Below are 17,347 nucleotides of genomic sequence, written 5' to 3' on the forward strand. Positions count from 1 at the left end.
ACAAATTATGTTGCTAATGTCTGCATTAAAAAATTAGCACATGTGTTGTTCACTTAAGAAGTAAAATATTAATATTTTCTTGCTTACAATAAGATTAATTTAATTACTCTTATAAAGAGTTTAAAATCAAAAGACTATGTCATCAGCCCTTTTGTTATTTACTTAACGTTAACGCCATCGTTGTTGAGCCACTAAAACCTAGAAACCGCTTTAAGTATGGATAATATTCGGTTTTCACCACTACAAACCCTTTACGTTTATATAACACCTTTGCCTTTGGGTTTGTGTCAATAACATCTAATCGAACACTCTTAAAGTGATTTTCTTGGGCATAATCGGCTACCTTTTCAAGCAGTTTACTGCCAATACCTTTTCCTCTTGAGTCAGTATGAACCACTATACCATCCATTAATAACTCACTTTTTTTAGGTTTTCTTTCATAAAAACTAAAAATGATAGCGGCCCAGTTCCCTTTAATAAAACCTAATTCAGAAAGTAAGTTTTTATAAGTGATCCCATTTGTTAAAGAGCCATTTTCAGTATGAAAACCAGCGATACCGAGTAATTTGTTTTCTGATATTGCCACAATGGCAAACTCTGATCTAAGCGAGCGTTGTATAAGAGCAACTCGTTTGTTCTCGGATTTCACTGCAACCGAAAGTTTTTTACCAAACGCCTCATCATACAAAATTGCAGCTTCTGATTTTAAATGTCTCGGCAACCCTACTTGATATACAATTTCATTCATAAGCAAATATGTCCTTTATATTTTACTAAAGCTAGGGTCTATTGAACTTTCGAGATTAAATTTAGTTGGCCCCAAAGGGCTGACGAATCCCCAAAAAATGACAGGCACAACATTTTATGATCTTATTAGTTCGTCAAAACAAAAATAAGAGTAAAATGCTATGCCTGAATCCTTACTTTGCCATAACTTCTTTGATAAGTCCTTATCGAATTTCAATCAAGCGAGAATGAAGACACTTAAAGCATGCTCTGAAGCACTTATAGCGTCTGATAGATTAACCTTAACAAGTTTGGGGCGTTACTTAGCTGGGCGTGCGAACATTAAGCATAAAATAAAAAGGGTTGCTCGTTTTCTTAATAACGAGCATTTGTTTAACCAACAAGTTGAAATATACGCTTCGTTGGCCAAGCCAATCATTAGCAACTTGCCTTGTTTAGCCATTGCAGTGGACTGGAGTGGTTGTTGCCGTTCAGATTACCACCTGCTTAGAGCGAGTTTACTCGTTGATGGTCGTTCTTTAGTGCTTTACAACATGGTTGTTGAATTAAAAGATTTTGATACGCCAGAAACCAATGCCAGATTTTTAGACAACCTCCTTCAAGTTATTGGTGAACACCGGTCCGTTTATATTTTGTCAGATGGTGGTTTTCTTACTCCTTGGTATACTAAAGTCCGTTCATTAGGATGGCACTTTATTGGCCGTCTCAGAGGCACGATGACATGTAAGTTAGAAGGTAAAAATACTTGGGAAAAACTCCCTGCCTTTCATCAGGGAGCGAGCTGTCAACCAACTCGACTTGGCAAAGCGAGGGTTACTCAACACAGTCCAACAGCATGTGATGCATTTCTCCATTTGTACAAAGGAAAATACAAAGGACGAAAAGGGAATAGCCGTTTTACTAAAGATACTCGCATGTATCGACGGCATGCTCATGAGCCATGGTTACTCGCAACATCAGATAATACACTCACTAGTGATCAAGTAATTAAGTTGTACAGTAAAAGGATGCAAATTGAGCAAAACTTTCGCGATGACAAAAGCCAACAATATGGCTTTTCGTGGCGGTTTAGTAAAACACAAGGCGTAAGGCGAATGAGTGCCTTGTGCTTAATTGCATGTTTAGCCAGTCTATTACTTTGGTTTGTTGGCTTTGAAGCGGAGCAGCGCAATTGGCAAATAATGTTTCAGGCTAATACGATAAAACACCGCAGAGTTCTATCGTTTCTTACATTGGCGAAGCAAGTAATTCGGCATAGACTCCACAAAATTAAAAATCACTATCTACAGAAAAGTCGAGAAAACTTTTTAGCTTATTATCAAATATGTTCAGTTATATAAAAATGGGGATCCGTCAGCCCTTCGGGCAGCACCTATTTGGCATTTCTACTATGTTATCGCTTGGTTTGAGTAGAATAACTACACGGCACAAGCGCTGCCTTGTCTAAATACCCATAAACTGCTGCAAAAATAAACGCGAAAGATCAACCCCCCCTATAAAGTTCTTTTAATGATCGCCAATTCAACATCTGTTAAATGCGCTTTTGAACACTTTACTATACTTAAAACTCGATTATTAAAAACACCGTTCCAGCCTGAACAACCCTTATAAAGTAAAATTCGATAACGATGTTAAATATAATAGTTAATTTACGCCAAGGGTGCATTCACAAACAGACATTTCCCCCATAACAGTCGTCCACCATTGACCGTCCCATGTAGAACTGAATTTATCGCACGTTGGTGGGCATTTTTTGGGTGCGTCAACTGCATTATTCCATATAGGGCCAGATTCAGCGGTAAACTTAACAGGAATGTTGAAAACAGTTAGTGCTGCTGTTGGGTTTTCAATTTCTACCGCTTTACCTGTTGGACCAGCATAACCACTTGTACCGCAGTATAACGAAGGTAGATATTTACCGTAATCTCGGGTTCCAAGTCCGTTGGCTCCAACAACATTAGCCGACGAAAGAAAAACGGCCGCCTGTGAAGCATAGTCTGCCGCATTAAACCCTGCCTTGCCACAGTCGCTTTCATTACCCGCAGCAATCCCCCATGGCACAATAACAAATTCTGGTTCAAGCGTTTTCAACGCCTTTATCGCTGTTCCTGGGTTGTATTCACTAGGAATATAAGCATCCGCACAAACTAAAAGAGCAGTTTTACCAAAAGGCGTTTGAACTGTGCTAACGTCAGAAATAGGACCTTCACTATAATTACACTGTTCTTGATTTAAGATTCTTTTGCAATCTTCAGGGTTAAAAGCGTTTTTAAGTACATTATTTTTACGATGATGTATTACAAGCTCTCCTTGGGGATTAATTAAAATGCCTGAGTCATACGCATAATAGGCATTTGGAAGCGCCCCAGCTCCTGCTTTAGGCCCTTTTTCAGCCAACCCCGCAGCTATCCATATATTCTCGCTAACGGCAATTTCTGCAAACTGATCACTAAAGGCTCCGGGTATCGGCTCAGCTTTGGTAAATACGTCAGGATTTAACCAACCGAATACAGAACTTTCTGGGAATATAACTAATTCAGCACCTTCATTTTTTGCCTGAATCACTAAAGATTTCATTTTTTCAAAGTCACCAACATCAGTGGACTTTAACTGTACAACAGCTACGTGAGATAAAGCCTGTTCAGCATTAACGTAAATGGTAATACTAAAGAGCAAGGCGACTTGTATCATTTGACTAATTTTCATAACAACTCCTATAATTTAATTGAAAATGTGACAAACCTAACACCACAATGAGTAACGCATAACATATGCAGTTGGCTAAAATTGTGAGAAATTAACAAAATGCCAACAGTTTTTCTCCTTTTTAAATGGCTTACATAAGGGAATTAATCCAACAAAAAATTAATTGGACTTTCAAAGTTAATGACTATTTTTACTTGTTCTGAAGGCATAGCCAACACAACAAGAAATACGAAAAACAAGGATGTGGAATAAAAACTAATTAGAGGGGCTCTAGTAAGAGTCATGTCGCTTCCTTGCGAAGTAAAATTGCAATGCCTTTAGCATAGTTCAAAATTGCATTTTTACTATCAAACTAACAAAGGTTTAGTAACTTTATTTGGTAGGCTTTGGTGGATTACCTATCTAATACTTAGCAATGTAGGTCAAATCAGCACGTTGTAAAACAAAGCCTCCTTTATTTATGCGAACATACGAATAATTGCGGGTAACTCTCAAGGTTGTCACATGCAACTTACGACTCACCAAAAACTGCTCTATTGCTTATATTTAAAAGTTGATTTTGATTATAAGCGCTAAGTAACCTGAGCTCGGGATAAGTAAAAACGTAACATAAAGTGAAAAACACTAAAGATAGTAAGTTAACAACAATACTATAATCTTGTATTTGGCTTTTAGTTGGTGATTTGTGTGAAATAATTATCTAATGAAATAGAAGAGTGCCTTGTTTCAGGCGTTTCGCCAAGATTTGAACCTGAATTTTGACCAAAATATAATTTTTCACTATCCATATAAATTAACGTATAGTTTGTAGGCAAGTCTCGATTATCTGAATTATAAATAAAGGTTTCATTTAAACCATTTGCTTCGATGCTTTCATCAGTAATCACTTTGCCTGTTACTTTAAATGTTGAGACATCTAAAGCATCAAACATCATTACCTCACATGCTTTATCAGTGGGGTGGAAGAATTCTGTTCGGTAAGTAGCTTTGAGTGAAGAGTCTATCGTTAACTTAATTGTTATGTTCCATAATTCCTTTGTGTTGTCAGTCGGAATTTTACTGTAAAGAGAACATTCGCTTTTCCAGGTAGTATTAGTTAATGTTGTTTTAACATCACTTTTTGATGTGTTAGATGTGCCTTGTTCAGACCCACCACAAGAAAATAACATCGCTGAACAAAAAGCAGTAATCAATATTGTTCTATTTTTCATTTGCACTCCATGCCTAGATAAATCTAATACCGCGTCAAACGGCAATAATACTTGCAAGCATTAAAGACGTAATAGTGTCTAGCAAACAAATAACAACCAACATCACCATTGCTGTCCGTTTTTCCGCTTATCAATAAAGTAAGCAACATCGATATGCCATGATTTAGTTTTTTTAAAATTATTAATTTTTTTGATGACGGTAAACGATGAAAATCAACGTTTATACTTCACTCTACTTAGAACACTAATGTAATTTAAAGGTGTTTACAAATCAACATACGCCACATCGGTGTTAAAGTGTAGTTATTAAAAATAGGCGAATAATTGCTTACTGAATACAATAAAGTAATCATGAACAGCCTCAAGCGTCATTTAATGGTTTGACATTGAAGTGTTATGAGAAATTAAGCCAAACAAACGTAATTGAGATCTATACTAAACAATTAGGGTTACTCATGCATTTTTATCTTTCAACGTTGAATACAGGCTTTACTCGATGGAAATGAGATGTTTTTTTACTAACTTAACAGACCCACCTTTCCAAGTTAATTCTATTGTTTGACCTTCCAAAGCTTCCATTGCTCTATGTAAACCCTCTTTTGTAAACTCTACCTCAATATTATTAATTGATTTTAACGCTAAACCAGCTTGAAGCCCAGCAGCTTTCGCAGGTGAATTTTCCCATACTGCACCGATAGAAATATTGTTATCAAAAGCCAAAGAAAATCCAAAAGATGATTTTGCAAGTACTCCATCAGAATACTCTTTAAAGTACGCCTTTTCAGAGCGTGAATCTAAAGTAACAATATAATTTTCGAGAATTCTAGCACCAATCAGGCTTGGTGATAACTTTCTCCTTTTAGCAACAACACGGCCCAGTTCAAGTTTATCAATGACTAGATTTTTCAACTCTGCTTGCAGTAGTTCAGTGTTTGCCGCTTGTCCGCCCAGAGATGCACCAGGCGAGCCATAACCAGAGACTGTTTTACCGATACCATTCGCCTTTTTAGCCCCGTTAAAGTCGGCAAAAGAGATAGCAAAAAATGTTGGAGATCCTGTATCAAACATTGCTTTACTTCGGGCTTTTTTTGCAAATGATACATCGAGTATTGGCATATATGGGTAGCCAAATTGATATAATTTCAATTGCTTTGAACCTTTAATATAGTCTAGGTCTTGCAAGTTTGTATTGAAACGAAGAACAGCGTTTTTTAAGTCTAATTGCCAAACACCAAGAGGCAGTAAATCTGAGCCTAATACCCCATCACCTATAAACTCTTTAGTTACTATAGAAGATGAAAAGTTTGCCGCCATCATTGGTATTTTTTGAATAACAACCTCTCCTATTTTTAGGTTCGCCTGTACAATTTCCGTTTCGATGATAGCGCCATGAGCATCAATGCCTTTATTGGTATCAACAGTTTTTAGTCCCAGCTCTTCAACGAGTGCACTATCAATCATGGAGGGCGATCCTGTATCAAAAACAAACCGTCGAGGTTTGCCGCCTATCTCTATTTCGACATACATTTTCGTACCAATTACTTTGATAGGTATTTCAAATGAAGCTGGGGAACTTTCTATAAAAGGCCCTTCACTAACCCAGCTTGGTGGCGTTTGTTTTGCCATTACAATATTTGCAAAAAAAGTAAGTCCTAGTATCACTATGATAATATTTTTCATCTGAGCACCTTTATTTATAATAATTGTAAAGATAACCTATGATTTAGAGTAAATTTAAAGTAAGCGAATACATTGAATTAAAAACTAAAAGCCAACTAAACACCTTCCTACTTAAACGTTAAGATTTACCAATAAAATACCGTTTAAGTAGCAAAAGTGTTAAAAAATCCGTATTTGCTTGTATTCTTATGCAAAAAGTGCAATTTCTATAAGCCACCATTTGAATAAGCTTTTACTTCGTTATCAGAAAATGCACGTGAATAAATCTGAAGTTCATCAATAACGCCTTCAAATTGAAGATCTTGATGGCTTTGTTCTCCAGTGCGAGTACCACCAATTACGCATGCATTAACTGCCACCAATTCACTTGGTGACCATGCTTTTTTATATGTTCCCTCCATTTGAACACCGTCTATGAAGATTTTGATATTTTCTTTGTTTAGTATATCGCCTTTGTTTGCAGACAATATAGCCACAACACTATGCCATTTTCCTTTAACGACAGCCTCAACGTTTTTAGGCGTTGTAAAGCCTTGTCCTTGCGTATCAGCAAGTTTATATTTATTACTCTTTGTGATCCAAAGCACGAACAGATCGTTACAAGCGAAGATATGTTGGTGTAAGTTCGGCGTTGATATTTTTAGTTTAGCCGCAACGGTTATCGGGCCAGTTAAATTAAACGTTGAGCTATTAGGAATAATGGCAACATCTTCTTTTTCGCTGAAGGCTAGTGCTTTTCCAAAAAGCCCTGTAGTACTGTGTATTTTAGTCAGCTTAGCGTGATTACCAAGAGGACTAAAATCGCGTAAAAGCCCATCACTGGTATAAGATTCAAAATCATAAGCAGCTATGAGACCATTAGTTGATATAGCTTTCGAGCCTGTGGGAAGTTCCTTAGTGGTACCGCTGTAACCTTCTCTTTCATTGGCTGATAACGACACATTAAAGCCAATAGAGAACATGAGTACTATGATCAGTTTGTTCATTAGTTTTTCCTTTTTATTATTATTTATACTATTCTTGATTTTTATTGATTATTTCAACACATCATTTTAGTTTGCAATTAACGCCTGCTTGAAGGCCGATAATCAACGAACTTAGATTGTTAACGGTAACGAAAATTACCGGCTCTAAATTGATCGAAAACGTTCAACGCAACCTAAAAAACTTCTTCGGTACTAAACAATTTCAGCGCCTAGTTAGGCAGAGCTAGTAAGCAAAGTAAAACTAAGTCTTACTTTGAGCACATCGATTTAACATAGGTCAGAACAGGTGATAAAAAGCGAATTCATCCATTTATTGAGGTATTTTAATAAATTTCAACGTCATCCGATCCGACTCACCTATTGCTTCATATTTCTCTTGATCTTTTTCACCCAAGCGAAGTCGCGGCGGTAACGTCCAAACACCGTTTTCATAGTTTTTTGTATCTTTTGGGTTTGAATTCATTTCTGAGCTAGCAACTAATGTAAACCCAAACGACTCAACTACATTGATAAGGTCAGATTGCTTCCAACGTCCCAGTTTTGCTGCAGCCTGTCGGTCACCTGCAAAATCTTCATCTGCTCTGTGTTGTACAATCGCTAAAATACCGCCGTCTTTTAATATCTGCCACGACTGTTTCAAACCAACATCTACCCGACCCTGATTTTGCCAGTTATGCATGGTACGAGCGATAAAAACGACATCTAAGGAACCAGCTTCAACGGGTAATCCCTCAGTAGCAGGTAACCAAGTTCCAACTGCATTTGAACCATAAAGTTCAGGCGCATCTTTAATATCTTGTGCATATTTGGCAAGCTCATTTGCCCAGTCAGGAGATTTTCTATAGTAATCAGGATTGTGTTCTAGGCCAACATAACGCCCCTTGTCTTTAAGCAGCGGCGCAAGTATATGTGTATACCAAAAACGCCCAGGTGCTACTTCACCAACAGACGATTTTTCATTGATATCAAAAAAACGCAGTACTTGTTCTGGGTGACGATATTGATCACGTTTAATTTCCTCAACCGTTCTATGTGGATTTTTATGAACTGCATGCCAAATTGCGTCTTTGTCATTAGTGTTAGCAAACACGTTTGTTATATTCATGATAAATAATACAAATACTGGTCTAACTAAAGATCTGAATGTAAACATTTCCCAATTTCCTTCTATTAGGTCTGAATTATTGTTTAAGTCAAACAGCGTTTAAAATATCCTATAAACACACAGTATCTTGGCGTTTTTCAAAAAAATGTGACAACTATTTATAGTCAGTATTTAGTCACTGATTATTAGGTGTAAGATACGTGAACAAAACAAAAGCGGGTAAACATAAATTGTAAAGAAAAATGTAAACACAACCACTATAACTATCCAATTGTAGAGAAAGTAGTGCTTTAAAGAGGGAAAAACAAAAACAGCAGGTAACGAATACGCTCGATGTTTTGCGTGACAATAATGTCAGCAATACAATCAATTCCTGTATTTAAAGCACTATTTTAGCCGACTTTTAATGTCAGAAATTATACACAATCGCAATAACCACGTTCATAAAAAAAGGTGCTCATGATCTTAGATAAAATGATGAGGCCTATAAGATTTGCTCACGTCGTAAGACCTGTTCCAGTAAACTTTATAGAGTCAAAGAACCTTACTGCTATAAAGTGCGGTAATATCTCAAGGGTCTCTGATTGTCTCTAGACAATTAATGACAAATATCATATTCAATTGATGACAACCTTCAATTCCCCATACCTTTCATAATCGACATAATAATTATCAACAAAAAGCAATTCCCTTATAAATCAAAGGGATCATTTATGGCTGCTAATAGTGCAATTATTAACAATCTCACGACAAATAAACTTGCGATAAATATTCAAGCTGAAAGCAATCAACCGACAAAAGCTCCAACTGTCGCGTCAATTCGAAACGTTTGTAAGAGCTTTGATGATACTCTCCTTGTTAGGCTACTATTTGCTCATAACCAATAGACCTTGGAATTTAGGTTCAAGTTTATTTTCTATTTTTGCCACACGCTCTTCAATTTTAGTAGTTGAAGAATTAACTTTGTTTAACTGGGTATTTAAAGTAGAGATTTGGCTAGTTAGTTTTTTATTTTGATCTGATATTTGATTATTGGTATGAACTAATGAAGCTAAAATTACTAATAAAATAGCAATTACGATTGATTGGAAGTTGAAAATTTTATTCATGGTATATCCCTAATTAAAAAATTTAATCCATTTACATAGTCGTGATTATACAAAAATAGTTTAAATATGGTGTAAACTTATTTAGTAACTGGTATTACCCATAAAAAGTAGACACTGGTTATGCGCCAATGCGCTCAAATTCAGAAGGACTGACATAGCCCAACGCTGAATGCCTACGTAAACGGTTATAAAAAAACCTCAATGTATTTAAATATACCCAATTTAGCTTCATCAATCGAGCGATATTGCTCAGCGTAAACTAGCTCTACTTTCAAACGACTATAGAAAGATTCCATCACTGCATTATCCCAACAATTGCCTCGGCGGCTCATACTGACTACGCCACCTTTGCTGCGAATTAACTCTTGGTATTTCACCGCACGATATTGTACGCCTCTATCGGAATGAATGATTAGCCTTGGTGCTATGTCCCTACTCTGTAGCCAAAGTTAATTCTAATTTCGGTGATACATTAACGATTGTTGTATTAAAAAATATTCCGCTAGTCATGTAGCCACCAACCATTCGGGTTGTTTGACCATTTTCAAAATATATATAAACGTCGAACTCACTGTCTACGCCATTATAAAAATACCATAGACTTTGAGCTGAATTACTTTCGATTTTTTCAAAAGTATATTCTTCTCCACCAACAGCTACTGAAGCGTTTGTAATTATTTGAGTTGAATTATTTATAATCTTTATTTGGTTAGGTTGATTTAGAATTACCCCAGCTAAGATTGCCCCAAGTAAAGTAATAATTGCTAATGATGAAATCAATCCGTGTTTCAAACTCATAACCTTCCTTGTATGCTAGACATAATGACTCCCCACGAAAGTACTGATCTCCAACCATTCGTGGATTAGCTGAAAGCCAGAGCCATAATTAGTTTGTTAAATACTAAAAAAGGAGATCAGCATGAATACCATAGCATAATTTTTATTGGATTAGATACTCATAAAACATTTACACAACTCGCTGCTTTAAAAGACAAACGAGGAGCTAAACCTGAATCATTAGGTAGAATTAATACCAATAAATCTGCCTTTATTAAGCTCGCTAGGCAACTACAATCAAAATACCCTAAAGCAACACTGCACTTTATTTATGAAGCAGGCCCTTGTGGCTATTGGATTTATCGTTTGTTAACCAGCCTTGGCCATTGCTGTTATATCGTAGCTCCTTCACTCATTCCTAAAAAACCTGGCGACCGAGTAAAAACAGATAAACGTGATGCGGCTAAACTAGCGCTACTTTTTAAGGCAGAAACGCTCACCGCTATTTATGTACCCGAAGCAGAAGATGAAGGCCGATAAACAGGCGTTATTATCACTTCTTCAGCCCTATATTGGGCAAGTAGTAATTGGTGTCGAGTGTATGCATTGCTGGTATTGGGTCAGTGATTTATGTGATGAGCATAATATTGATTTTCTACTCGGCCATGCTTTGTACATGAAAGCCATTCATGGTGGTAAAGCCAAAAACGATAAAATTGATTCATATAAAATTGCCTGCCTTTTAAGAGGCGGCAATTTTCCCTTAGCCTATAACTATCCGTGTGAAATGCGGGCAACCCGTGATTTATTGCGAAGAAGAACCAAACTGGTTCAGCATAGTGCTCAACTCAAAGCGCATATTGTTAATACCAACAGCCAATATAATTATCCAGCCCTTGAATTACACATGAAAAACAAAAGCGTTCGAGAAGAATTTAAAACGCGTTATGAAGACCCAGTTGTTCAGCGAAATATCAATTTCGATTTAACGATTCTCGACAACTACGCCAAAGAGCTTAAATATCTTGAATATTTTATTGAGCGCAAAGCAAAACAACACCGCCCAGACTATTACGCACAACTAAGAACAATTCCTGGCATCGGCATTATTCTCGCGATGACAATTCTTTATGAAATTGGCGACATCAACAGATTTAGCTCTGTACAGAAATTTGCCTCCTACTCTCGGTTAGTCAAATGCAAAGCAGAATCTGCGGGAAAACCTACGGAACAAGCGGTAATAAGATTGGTAACGGTCACTTAAAATGGGCATTTAGTGAGGCGGCTATACTTTACTTACGAGGAAACGACAAGGCCAGACGTTACTTAAACAAGTTACAAAAACGCATGAGTAAAGCCAAAGCGTTATCAGCATTAGCACATAAACTTGGTCGTGCGGTTTACTTCATGCTAAAAAACAAAACGGTGTTTAATGATGAACGATTTCTAAACATTTAAGTCGCACAATGGGGTGAGCTGAACGCCTAACTAGATAAGCAAGAACTATCTCGTGTTATTTGTAAGCTATATGCACAACAACATGATAATGCAGGTAAATATAGTCGCGGTATAAGCTACTTGCGCTTGATTAGACACCCCATTGGTGCGCATTAACAATGAGCAAAATTGTTTACACCTTAGTTGAGCCTGAAACTAACTGGACTTATGAGCCAACTGACTTGAATAGTGCCTTCGTAAGGTTAACCGATGAATGTCTAGTGCCCCTGAACAACTAAAGGACTGACAGATTCAGGCAGTGATTGAGTTCACATAAGAGAGCCTCAATATGTGTTTTCCGTAAACAATTTTAACGGTCACAGTGACAGAACGAAGTAGATTATTTTGCTGATTGATTAACAATTAGCTGCCTAGCGGCAGCTAAAAAAACACTATTGCCTATTTGACGGAAGAAGGTTCATATGTGTTTTGTTTTTAATACACTTTGATATTAAATGTTTGTAACAAACAACTAGATTTAACACCTGGCTCAGAGTATTTTTGATTGCTAATACGCTCAATACATTTAAGTGCATTTTTAGTAGAAAAGTATCTATTGTAGTTTAAGCCTTTTTGACACATAGACTTATATACTTTCAACCTACTTCCCGTTGTACCTGATGAAAAAGCCACAGCAGCACAAGTATTTTCTGAATATTGAGCCCAACTTTCCATTTGTTTAGTAAATATTCTGGACTCATATGAATCTAAATATTTCAATATTGACTTGTTAAGGCCTAAAGTAAGTTTGTTGTAATGCTCAGCTCTTTCCAAGTTCTTCTGTTGAGCCCAAGGCGCACTGCCACTAATATATGTTTGCTTAGCTAACGAGTTAAAAGAAATTATAAGAAAAAAACATTTGATAAGTATAAATTTGTTCATCGCAAATCCTTTGGTTGATGAAAACATAACGCCTAATTAACAGGCAAAAAATTGTTGGCTAAAATAGCGACGAAGGAGCAAAAGCCAACTGTTTTTTGTGATCTTCCCCCGCAAAAGTGGACACCTTCCACTTTTATTTTCCTGCCAATTCAAACTCAACTGGTGGTTGATATCCTAAACTTGAATGCAATCGCTGTCTATTGTAAAAGTAATTTAAATAACCTTTTAGTTTAGAATGTAACTTACTCATTGTTTCAAAACGATTTCCTCGAATGATGTCAGCTTTCAATGAGTGAAAAAACGACTCCACTTCCGCATTATCTGTGCAGCATCCAGGCCGGTTCATACTGGCATTAATATTGTGAATTTTTAAGTAGTGCTGAACATTGTGGGCTCGATATTCGGCACCTCGGTCAGTATGAAATAATACTCTTTCAGTGGGTTTGCGTTTTTTAATGGCAAGCCGCAATGCTTTTAACGTCAGCTCAGTTGATTTGTTTTTACCAAAGGCCCAGCCAATAACACGACGAGAGTATAAATCGATAACGACAGCAAGGTAATGCCAACGTGCACCAACTTTAAGATACGTGATATCACCCGACCATTGCTGGTTTGTCGCTGTCGGCTTGTCTATATTTCTACGCTTATTTTGAATTTCCTTATAGAAAAATTTAACCTTAGCTGGTTTGCTATATGTCTTAATTGCTCTAGCTCTCAAGCCACTCTCTTGCATTAACCTTGCAACCCGCTTCTTGCTTGTTCTTATACCTGATCTTTTCAACGCATAAAACACACGGGGGCTGCCATACGTCTGATGATTAGCATGAAACACGGCTTTTATTTGCTGCAATAAATCTGCATCTCTTAACACTTTGGCTGATAAAGGACGATTACGCCAAGCATAAAAACCACTGGGAGAAACGTTGAGCCAATCACAAAGGTACTTCACACCTAAGATTTGTCCGAACTTGTGGATGAATCCAAATCGCTCTGATGTACTTCCGCCAGATACCGTTGCCACTTTTTTAGCAAGTCGTTCTCCAGTTTCAGACGCTCATTTTCCTTTTTAAGCTTTTGAATTGCAGACAGTTCTTTTTGGGTGGGGACTTTACTCATTATTTCATTGCTGCCCTGGTAGCGCTGATGCTTAGAGAATTTACCTTCTCTGTATTCCTTCCGCCAACGACTGAGCATAAACGGGTGAATATCAAGTGCTAAAGCAACATCCTTTGACATGACATTGTCTTTTAAGCTTAGTTTGACTACTTTGATTTTGAAACTTACTGGGTAAAACCATGTTTTTCTAGGTTGTGTATATTTGGGCATTGTAGCCTCCTCAATATGATGAGGAGGTGTCCACCAAAACGGGGGAGGTGCATTTTCCGTTTGATTGCCTTGTTAGCAGTTTATGCCGAACTTCAGCGGTTTAACGCTTTAACTACTTTTAAACGGCTTAAATTTTTATGACTTTACCTTACTTAAAAAGAAGCGATAAGAAAATAACAAATTAAGATGAATGCATGAAATGGATTTAACAATGAATTGCTAGCACTGAAAATCCATTTTATTTATTAAACACTAATCCCTGTTTTAACCACTTAAAGATAAAGACTGCTAACGCTTATATTAAACGGCTTAAAATGATTGGTTTGCTTTTTTGCACCTTGCAAAAAACGAAACAAGCTTTTTAAGTCCGATTTGAATTTTTTGTTAGGTGAATTTACTTGAGCATCAGTTATTTAGCAAGTGGTTCGATTCACTGCTGAGCCTGATTGTTTAACCCCAGAAGTTAAACCTGAACTAAGCTACAGGCAGTGTGTAAAACTTAAAGAAAACTAGATTGCCGATAACACTAAACCAAGCCGCTACTTTTTAAACACCAGAATCACAATAGTTGAGTCGAAAACAAATCAAGTTGTTAAACACTAAACTTAACAAACGATAATTAAATGAGTTATTCACCCTAACGCTTCAATAAGCGGAAATTTATAGTTGGCTAAAATATTGAGCGAAGCGAAAAAAGCCAACTGTAAATTTTCCGTTTAATTGCCTTGTTAGCAGTTTATGCCGAACTTCAGCGGTTTACCGCTTTAGCTACTTTTAAACTGCTTAAATTTTTAAGACTTTACCTTACTTAAAAAGAAGCGATAAGAACATAACAAATTAAGATGAATGCATGAAATGGATTGAACAATGAATTGCTAGAACTGAAAATCCATTTTATTTATTAAACACCAATCCTTGTTTAACCACCAAAAGATAAAGACTGCTAACAGCTTATTCATAAGAACCATTCTCGCAAGTAACGCTACGAACAGCCCTTTTATTCATAAAAACGAAAATTTAAATTATCACTTCTTCCCAACTATATCAACGAGATAGTATTTCCTATTCTCGTTTTCCCCGTTAGATACGAGAATGGTTCTCGATTTTTTGTTAAAAACAAGAATAAAGGGTTATTGTATATAAAAACAGCATCTTGAATTAATTACTACAACTTTTATTTAAAGCGAATGATATAGCTAAATCGGTGTTAAATCGTTAATCAATACGCCAAGGAAGGAAATAAGTACCCTATTAAAGAGTTGAAGTGATTGTATAAACAAAGCGCTTTGAGTTATAAAATGGCTGACAACAAATACAAATAATGCATACCTGTCATCAACCCTTTAATATTTATGGACTATGTAAAGTTATTTACGGTAATGCACCATCAGCGAACCGCTAACATTACCTACGGCAACCTCTTTGATAAACTCGTAATCTACATCGTTGAAAAATACTTTATATTTCTCATTTGTCGCATAAACAGCCACACCTTCACTTTCTGGATAATCTTCTAACAGCGTATTAACCGCAGCCATTAAATAATGACCAAAACCATGGTGTTGATGTAATGGGTGAATAGCAATAAATGACAATACATGAAAATTTGTCATGGGTACTGCAGCCATAACGGTTTCTTCTTTTTCAATCATTTGCTTTGTGCTGAAATAACCTGCGCCTAACAGCATTTTTAGTCGCCAGTGCCAAAACCTTTCGGCTGTAACACCATCTTGTCGACTATTTAAACAAGCAACACCTACCAAGGTTTCACCTAAATAAAGGCCAACAATAGGTTGTTTAGCTTGCCAAAAAGCATTTAACTCTTCGCGAATTGAAGAACGTAGCCGTTGTTCATAATCACTTTTTTCAGCATTGAATATTTCTAAAAATACCGGATCATCATGATAAGACTGATACAACAAAGAGACTGCTAATTTCAGTTCTTCAGCAGTTAAATATGCTGCTCTGATATCGTCTTTTGTTGCGTTAGTGACTACTTGGGACATTTACGAACCTCTTATTGTTGTTTTTCTAAACAATAGCAGTAAATTAAAAGATAAATCAAATATGCAAATTTTCTACATTACGTTTTGTTGGTAATTCCACTCGCTTTTGCACGCATAAGGTTTTGTACTAATTCCAGGCCACTTAGTGTTGTTGCAGGAAGTGTTACCGCTGACTTTCCTTTAGATTTAGGGGCTTTTGAAAAGTACAGCACATGAGCACTCCAGGTTAACCCACCACCAAATGCAGGTAAAAGCACATGGCTATTGTCAGTAACTAAGCCTTCTTCTAGGGCTTCAACAAAGGCAACCAATACCGTTGCCGCAGACATATTGCCGTATTTTTCAATATTAACGAAAACTTTTTCTGTTGGCAGTGCAAGCTTTTTGGCTAATGCGTCAATAATACGCAAATTTGCTTGGTGAGGCACAACTAGTGACATGTCTTGTGCAGTTAAATTAAGTTTATTTAAGGTTGCTTCACAACCATGTGCCATACCCGCAACCGCTTTTTTAAAGATTTCTTGGCCGATAAAATTCCAATGTGCATCACCAAGTTGCCGTGCTTTGTTTGCATACTTCATGCCCCAACCTTGCACAGCTAGTATATCTCGAGATTCACCAAAACAGCCTAATGACTCAGCCAATACGCCTGATTTTTCTTCTGTAGCCTCTAAATAGAGCGCAGCGGCCCCGTCACCAAAAAGTACAGCGACATCACGATTATCCCACTCCATAATTGGTGAAATTACTTCAGCACCAATCACTAGCGCAGATCGAACCACACCGCTTTTTATCATTGCAGTTGCTGTGGTTAAACTATACATGCCGCTAGTACAAGCGGTGTTAACATCCATACATGCTGCACGTTCAGCACCTAATAAGCGCTGTACATTAGAAGCAGCATTTGGACATAACTCATCAAATGTAGTACTTCCAAATACAATTAAATCAACATCATCAGCAATTTTTCCTGCTGACGCTAATGCTTGTTCACAAGCAACATAAGCAAGTTCACTTACTGTTACATGTGAAATTCTGCGTTCTTTCATCCCTGTACGCGTTGTAATCCACTGATCATTTGTATCTAAAAAAGTAGCTAAGTCGTCGTTGGTAAGTGTGGCAGGCGGTAGGCATTTTCCCCAACCCTTAATTGCAGCATATGTCATAATTCACCCAATACATTCTAAAATGGTTAACTGTTCGTACCAGTTATTAACATCATCCTATAGCGTGATACATCGCAAGTCTACGAGAAATTACTCACGACAAACAAAACCTCTGTTTCTTGTACTATATTAACCATAAACCATCTGAA

At 36.8% G+C, this 17,347-nt stretch carries 14 protein-coding genes and 2 pseudogenes; 3 read left to right on the plus strand and 13 right to left on the minus strand.

From position 1 onward, the window contains the following. Positions 1–154 precede the first annotated feature (154 nt). Positions 155–748, minus strand: coding sequence for a GNAT family N-acetyltransferase (locus tag QUE72_RS11350; protein ID WP_286269101.1), 594 nt, complete (start codon positions 746–748; stop codon positions 155–157). A gap of 160 nt (positions 749–908) precedes the next feature. On the opposite strand from QUE72_RS11350, the gene QUE72_RS11355 reads away from it, so the two are divergent. Beyond that, positions 909–2,087 carry an IS4 family transposase gene (locus QUE72_RS11355; RefSeq protein WP_286269102.1) on the plus strand — a complete coding sequence of 393 codons (1,179 nt, stop codon included), beginning with the start codon at positions 909–911 and terminating at the stop codon, positions 2,085–2,087. 304 nt (positions 2,088–2,391) lie between these two features. On the opposite strand, the gene QUE72_RS11360 is transcribed toward QUE72_RS11355, so the two are convergent. From QUE72_RS11360 to QUE72_RS11395, 8 genes are all read right to left on the minus strand, one after another. Then, positions 2,392–3,453 carry a nitrilase-related carbon-nitrogen hydrolase gene (locus tag QUE72_RS11360; RefSeq protein WP_286269103.1) on the minus strand — a complete coding sequence of 354 codons (1,062 nt, stop codon included), beginning with the start codon at positions 3,451–3,453 and terminating at the stop codon, positions 2,392–2,394. Between the two features lie 671 nt (positions 3,454–4,124). After that, positions 4,125–4,664 carry a hypothetical protein gene (locus tag QUE72_RS11365; protein WP_286269104.1) on the minus strand — a complete coding sequence of 180 codons (540 nt, stop codon included), beginning with the start codon at positions 4,662–4,664 and terminating at the stop codon, positions 4,125–4,127. A 489-nt stretch (positions 4,665–5,153) separates the two neighbouring features. Beyond that, positions 5,154–6,344 (minus strand): retropepsin-like aspartic protease, encoded by a 1,191-nt coding sequence (locus QUE72_RS11370; RefSeq protein WP_286269105.1) that lies wholly within the window; start codon positions 6,342–6,344, stop codon positions 5,154–5,156. Between the two features lie 206 nt (positions 6,345–6,550). Further along, positions 6,551–7,330: a LamG-like jellyroll fold domain-containing protein gene (locus tag QUE72_RS11375; RefSeq protein ID WP_286269106.1), complete on the minus strand. Its 780-nt coding sequence runs from the start codon at positions 7,328–7,330 to the stop codon at positions 6,551–6,553. A 310-nt stretch (positions 7,331–7,640) separates the two neighbouring features. Then, complete coding sequence (locus QUE72_RS11380; protein WP_286269107.1) at positions 7,641–8,483, minus strand: class I SAM-dependent methyltransferase; 843 nt, start codon at positions 8,481–8,483, stop codon at positions 7,641–7,643. An 818-nt stretch (positions 8,484–9,301) separates the two neighbouring features. After that, positions 9,302–9,544: a hypothetical protein gene (locus tag QUE72_RS11385; protein WP_286269108.1), complete on the minus strand. Its 243-nt coding sequence runs from the start codon at positions 9,542–9,544 to the stop codon at positions 9,302–9,304. 185 nt (positions 9,545–9,729) lie between these two features. Next, positions 9,730–9,921, minus strand: a complete 192-nt coding sequence (locus QUE72_RS19015) for an integrase core domain-containing protein (protein WP_407704917.1) — start codon at positions 9,919–9,921, stop codon at positions 9,730–9,732. A 55-nt stretch (positions 9,922–9,976) separates the two neighbouring features. Then, positions 9,977–10,342 carry a hypothetical protein gene (locus QUE72_RS11395; RefSeq protein ID WP_286269110.1) on the minus strand — a complete coding sequence of 122 codons (366 nt, stop codon included), beginning with the start codon at positions 10,340–10,342 and terminating at the stop codon, positions 9,977–9,979. A gap of 93 nt (positions 10,343–10,435) precedes the next feature. On the opposite strand from QUE72_RS11395, the pseudogene QUE72_RS11400 reads away from it, so the two are divergent. Beyond that, a pseudogene (locus tag QUE72_RS11400) lies at positions 10,436–10,852 on the plus strand (IS110 family transposase); the annotation flags it as partial. Continuing rightward, positions 10,842–11,779, plus strand: a pseudogene (locus tag QUE72_RS11405) (IS110 family RNA-guided transposase); the annotation flags it as partial. The pseudogenes QUE72_RS11400 and QUE72_RS11405, both read left to right, overlap by 11 nt. Before the next feature lie 474 nt (positions 11,780–12,253). Here QUE72_RS11405 and QUE72_RS11410 read toward each other — a convergent pair. From QUE72_RS11410 to QUE72_RS11425, 4 genes are all read right to left on the minus strand, one after another. Then, positions 12,254–12,700 carry a hypothetical protein gene (locus QUE72_RS11410; RefSeq protein WP_286269111.1) on the minus strand — a complete coding sequence of 149 codons (447 nt, stop codon included), beginning with the start codon at positions 12,698–12,700 and terminating at the stop codon, positions 12,254–12,256. Positions 12,701–12,833: 133 nt separating this feature from the next. After that, positions 12,834–14,026, minus strand: a protein-coding gene (locus tag QUE72_RS11415) for an IS3 family transposase (RefSeq protein WP_286269112.1) whose coding sequence is annotated in 2 segments (ribosomal slippage) — positions 12,834–13,718 and positions 13,721–14,026 — 1,191 coding nt in all. Because the reading frame shifts where the segments join, the coding sequence is not laid out codon by codon here. 1,367 nt (positions 14,027–15,393) lie between these two features. After that, on the minus strand, positions 15,394–16,032 hold the full coding sequence (locus QUE72_RS11420; RefSeq protein ID WP_074495614.1) for a GNAT family N-acetyltransferase: 639 nt from the start codon (positions 16,030–16,032) through the stop codon (positions 15,394–15,396). Positions 16,033–16,109: 77 nt separating this feature from the next. Continuing rightward, entirely contained in the window at positions 16,110–17,198 is a 1,089-nt protein-coding gene (locus QUE72_RS11425; protein WP_286269113.1) for a ketoacyl-ACP synthase III, read from the minus strand. Positions 17,199–17,347 lie beyond the last annotated feature (149 nt).

It is taken from the genome of Thalassotalea hakodatensis, assembly GCF_030295995.1.
Lineage (GTDB): Bacteria > Pseudomonadota > Gammaproteobacteria > Enterobacterales > Alteromonadaceae > Thalassotalea_C > Thalassotalea_C hakodatensis.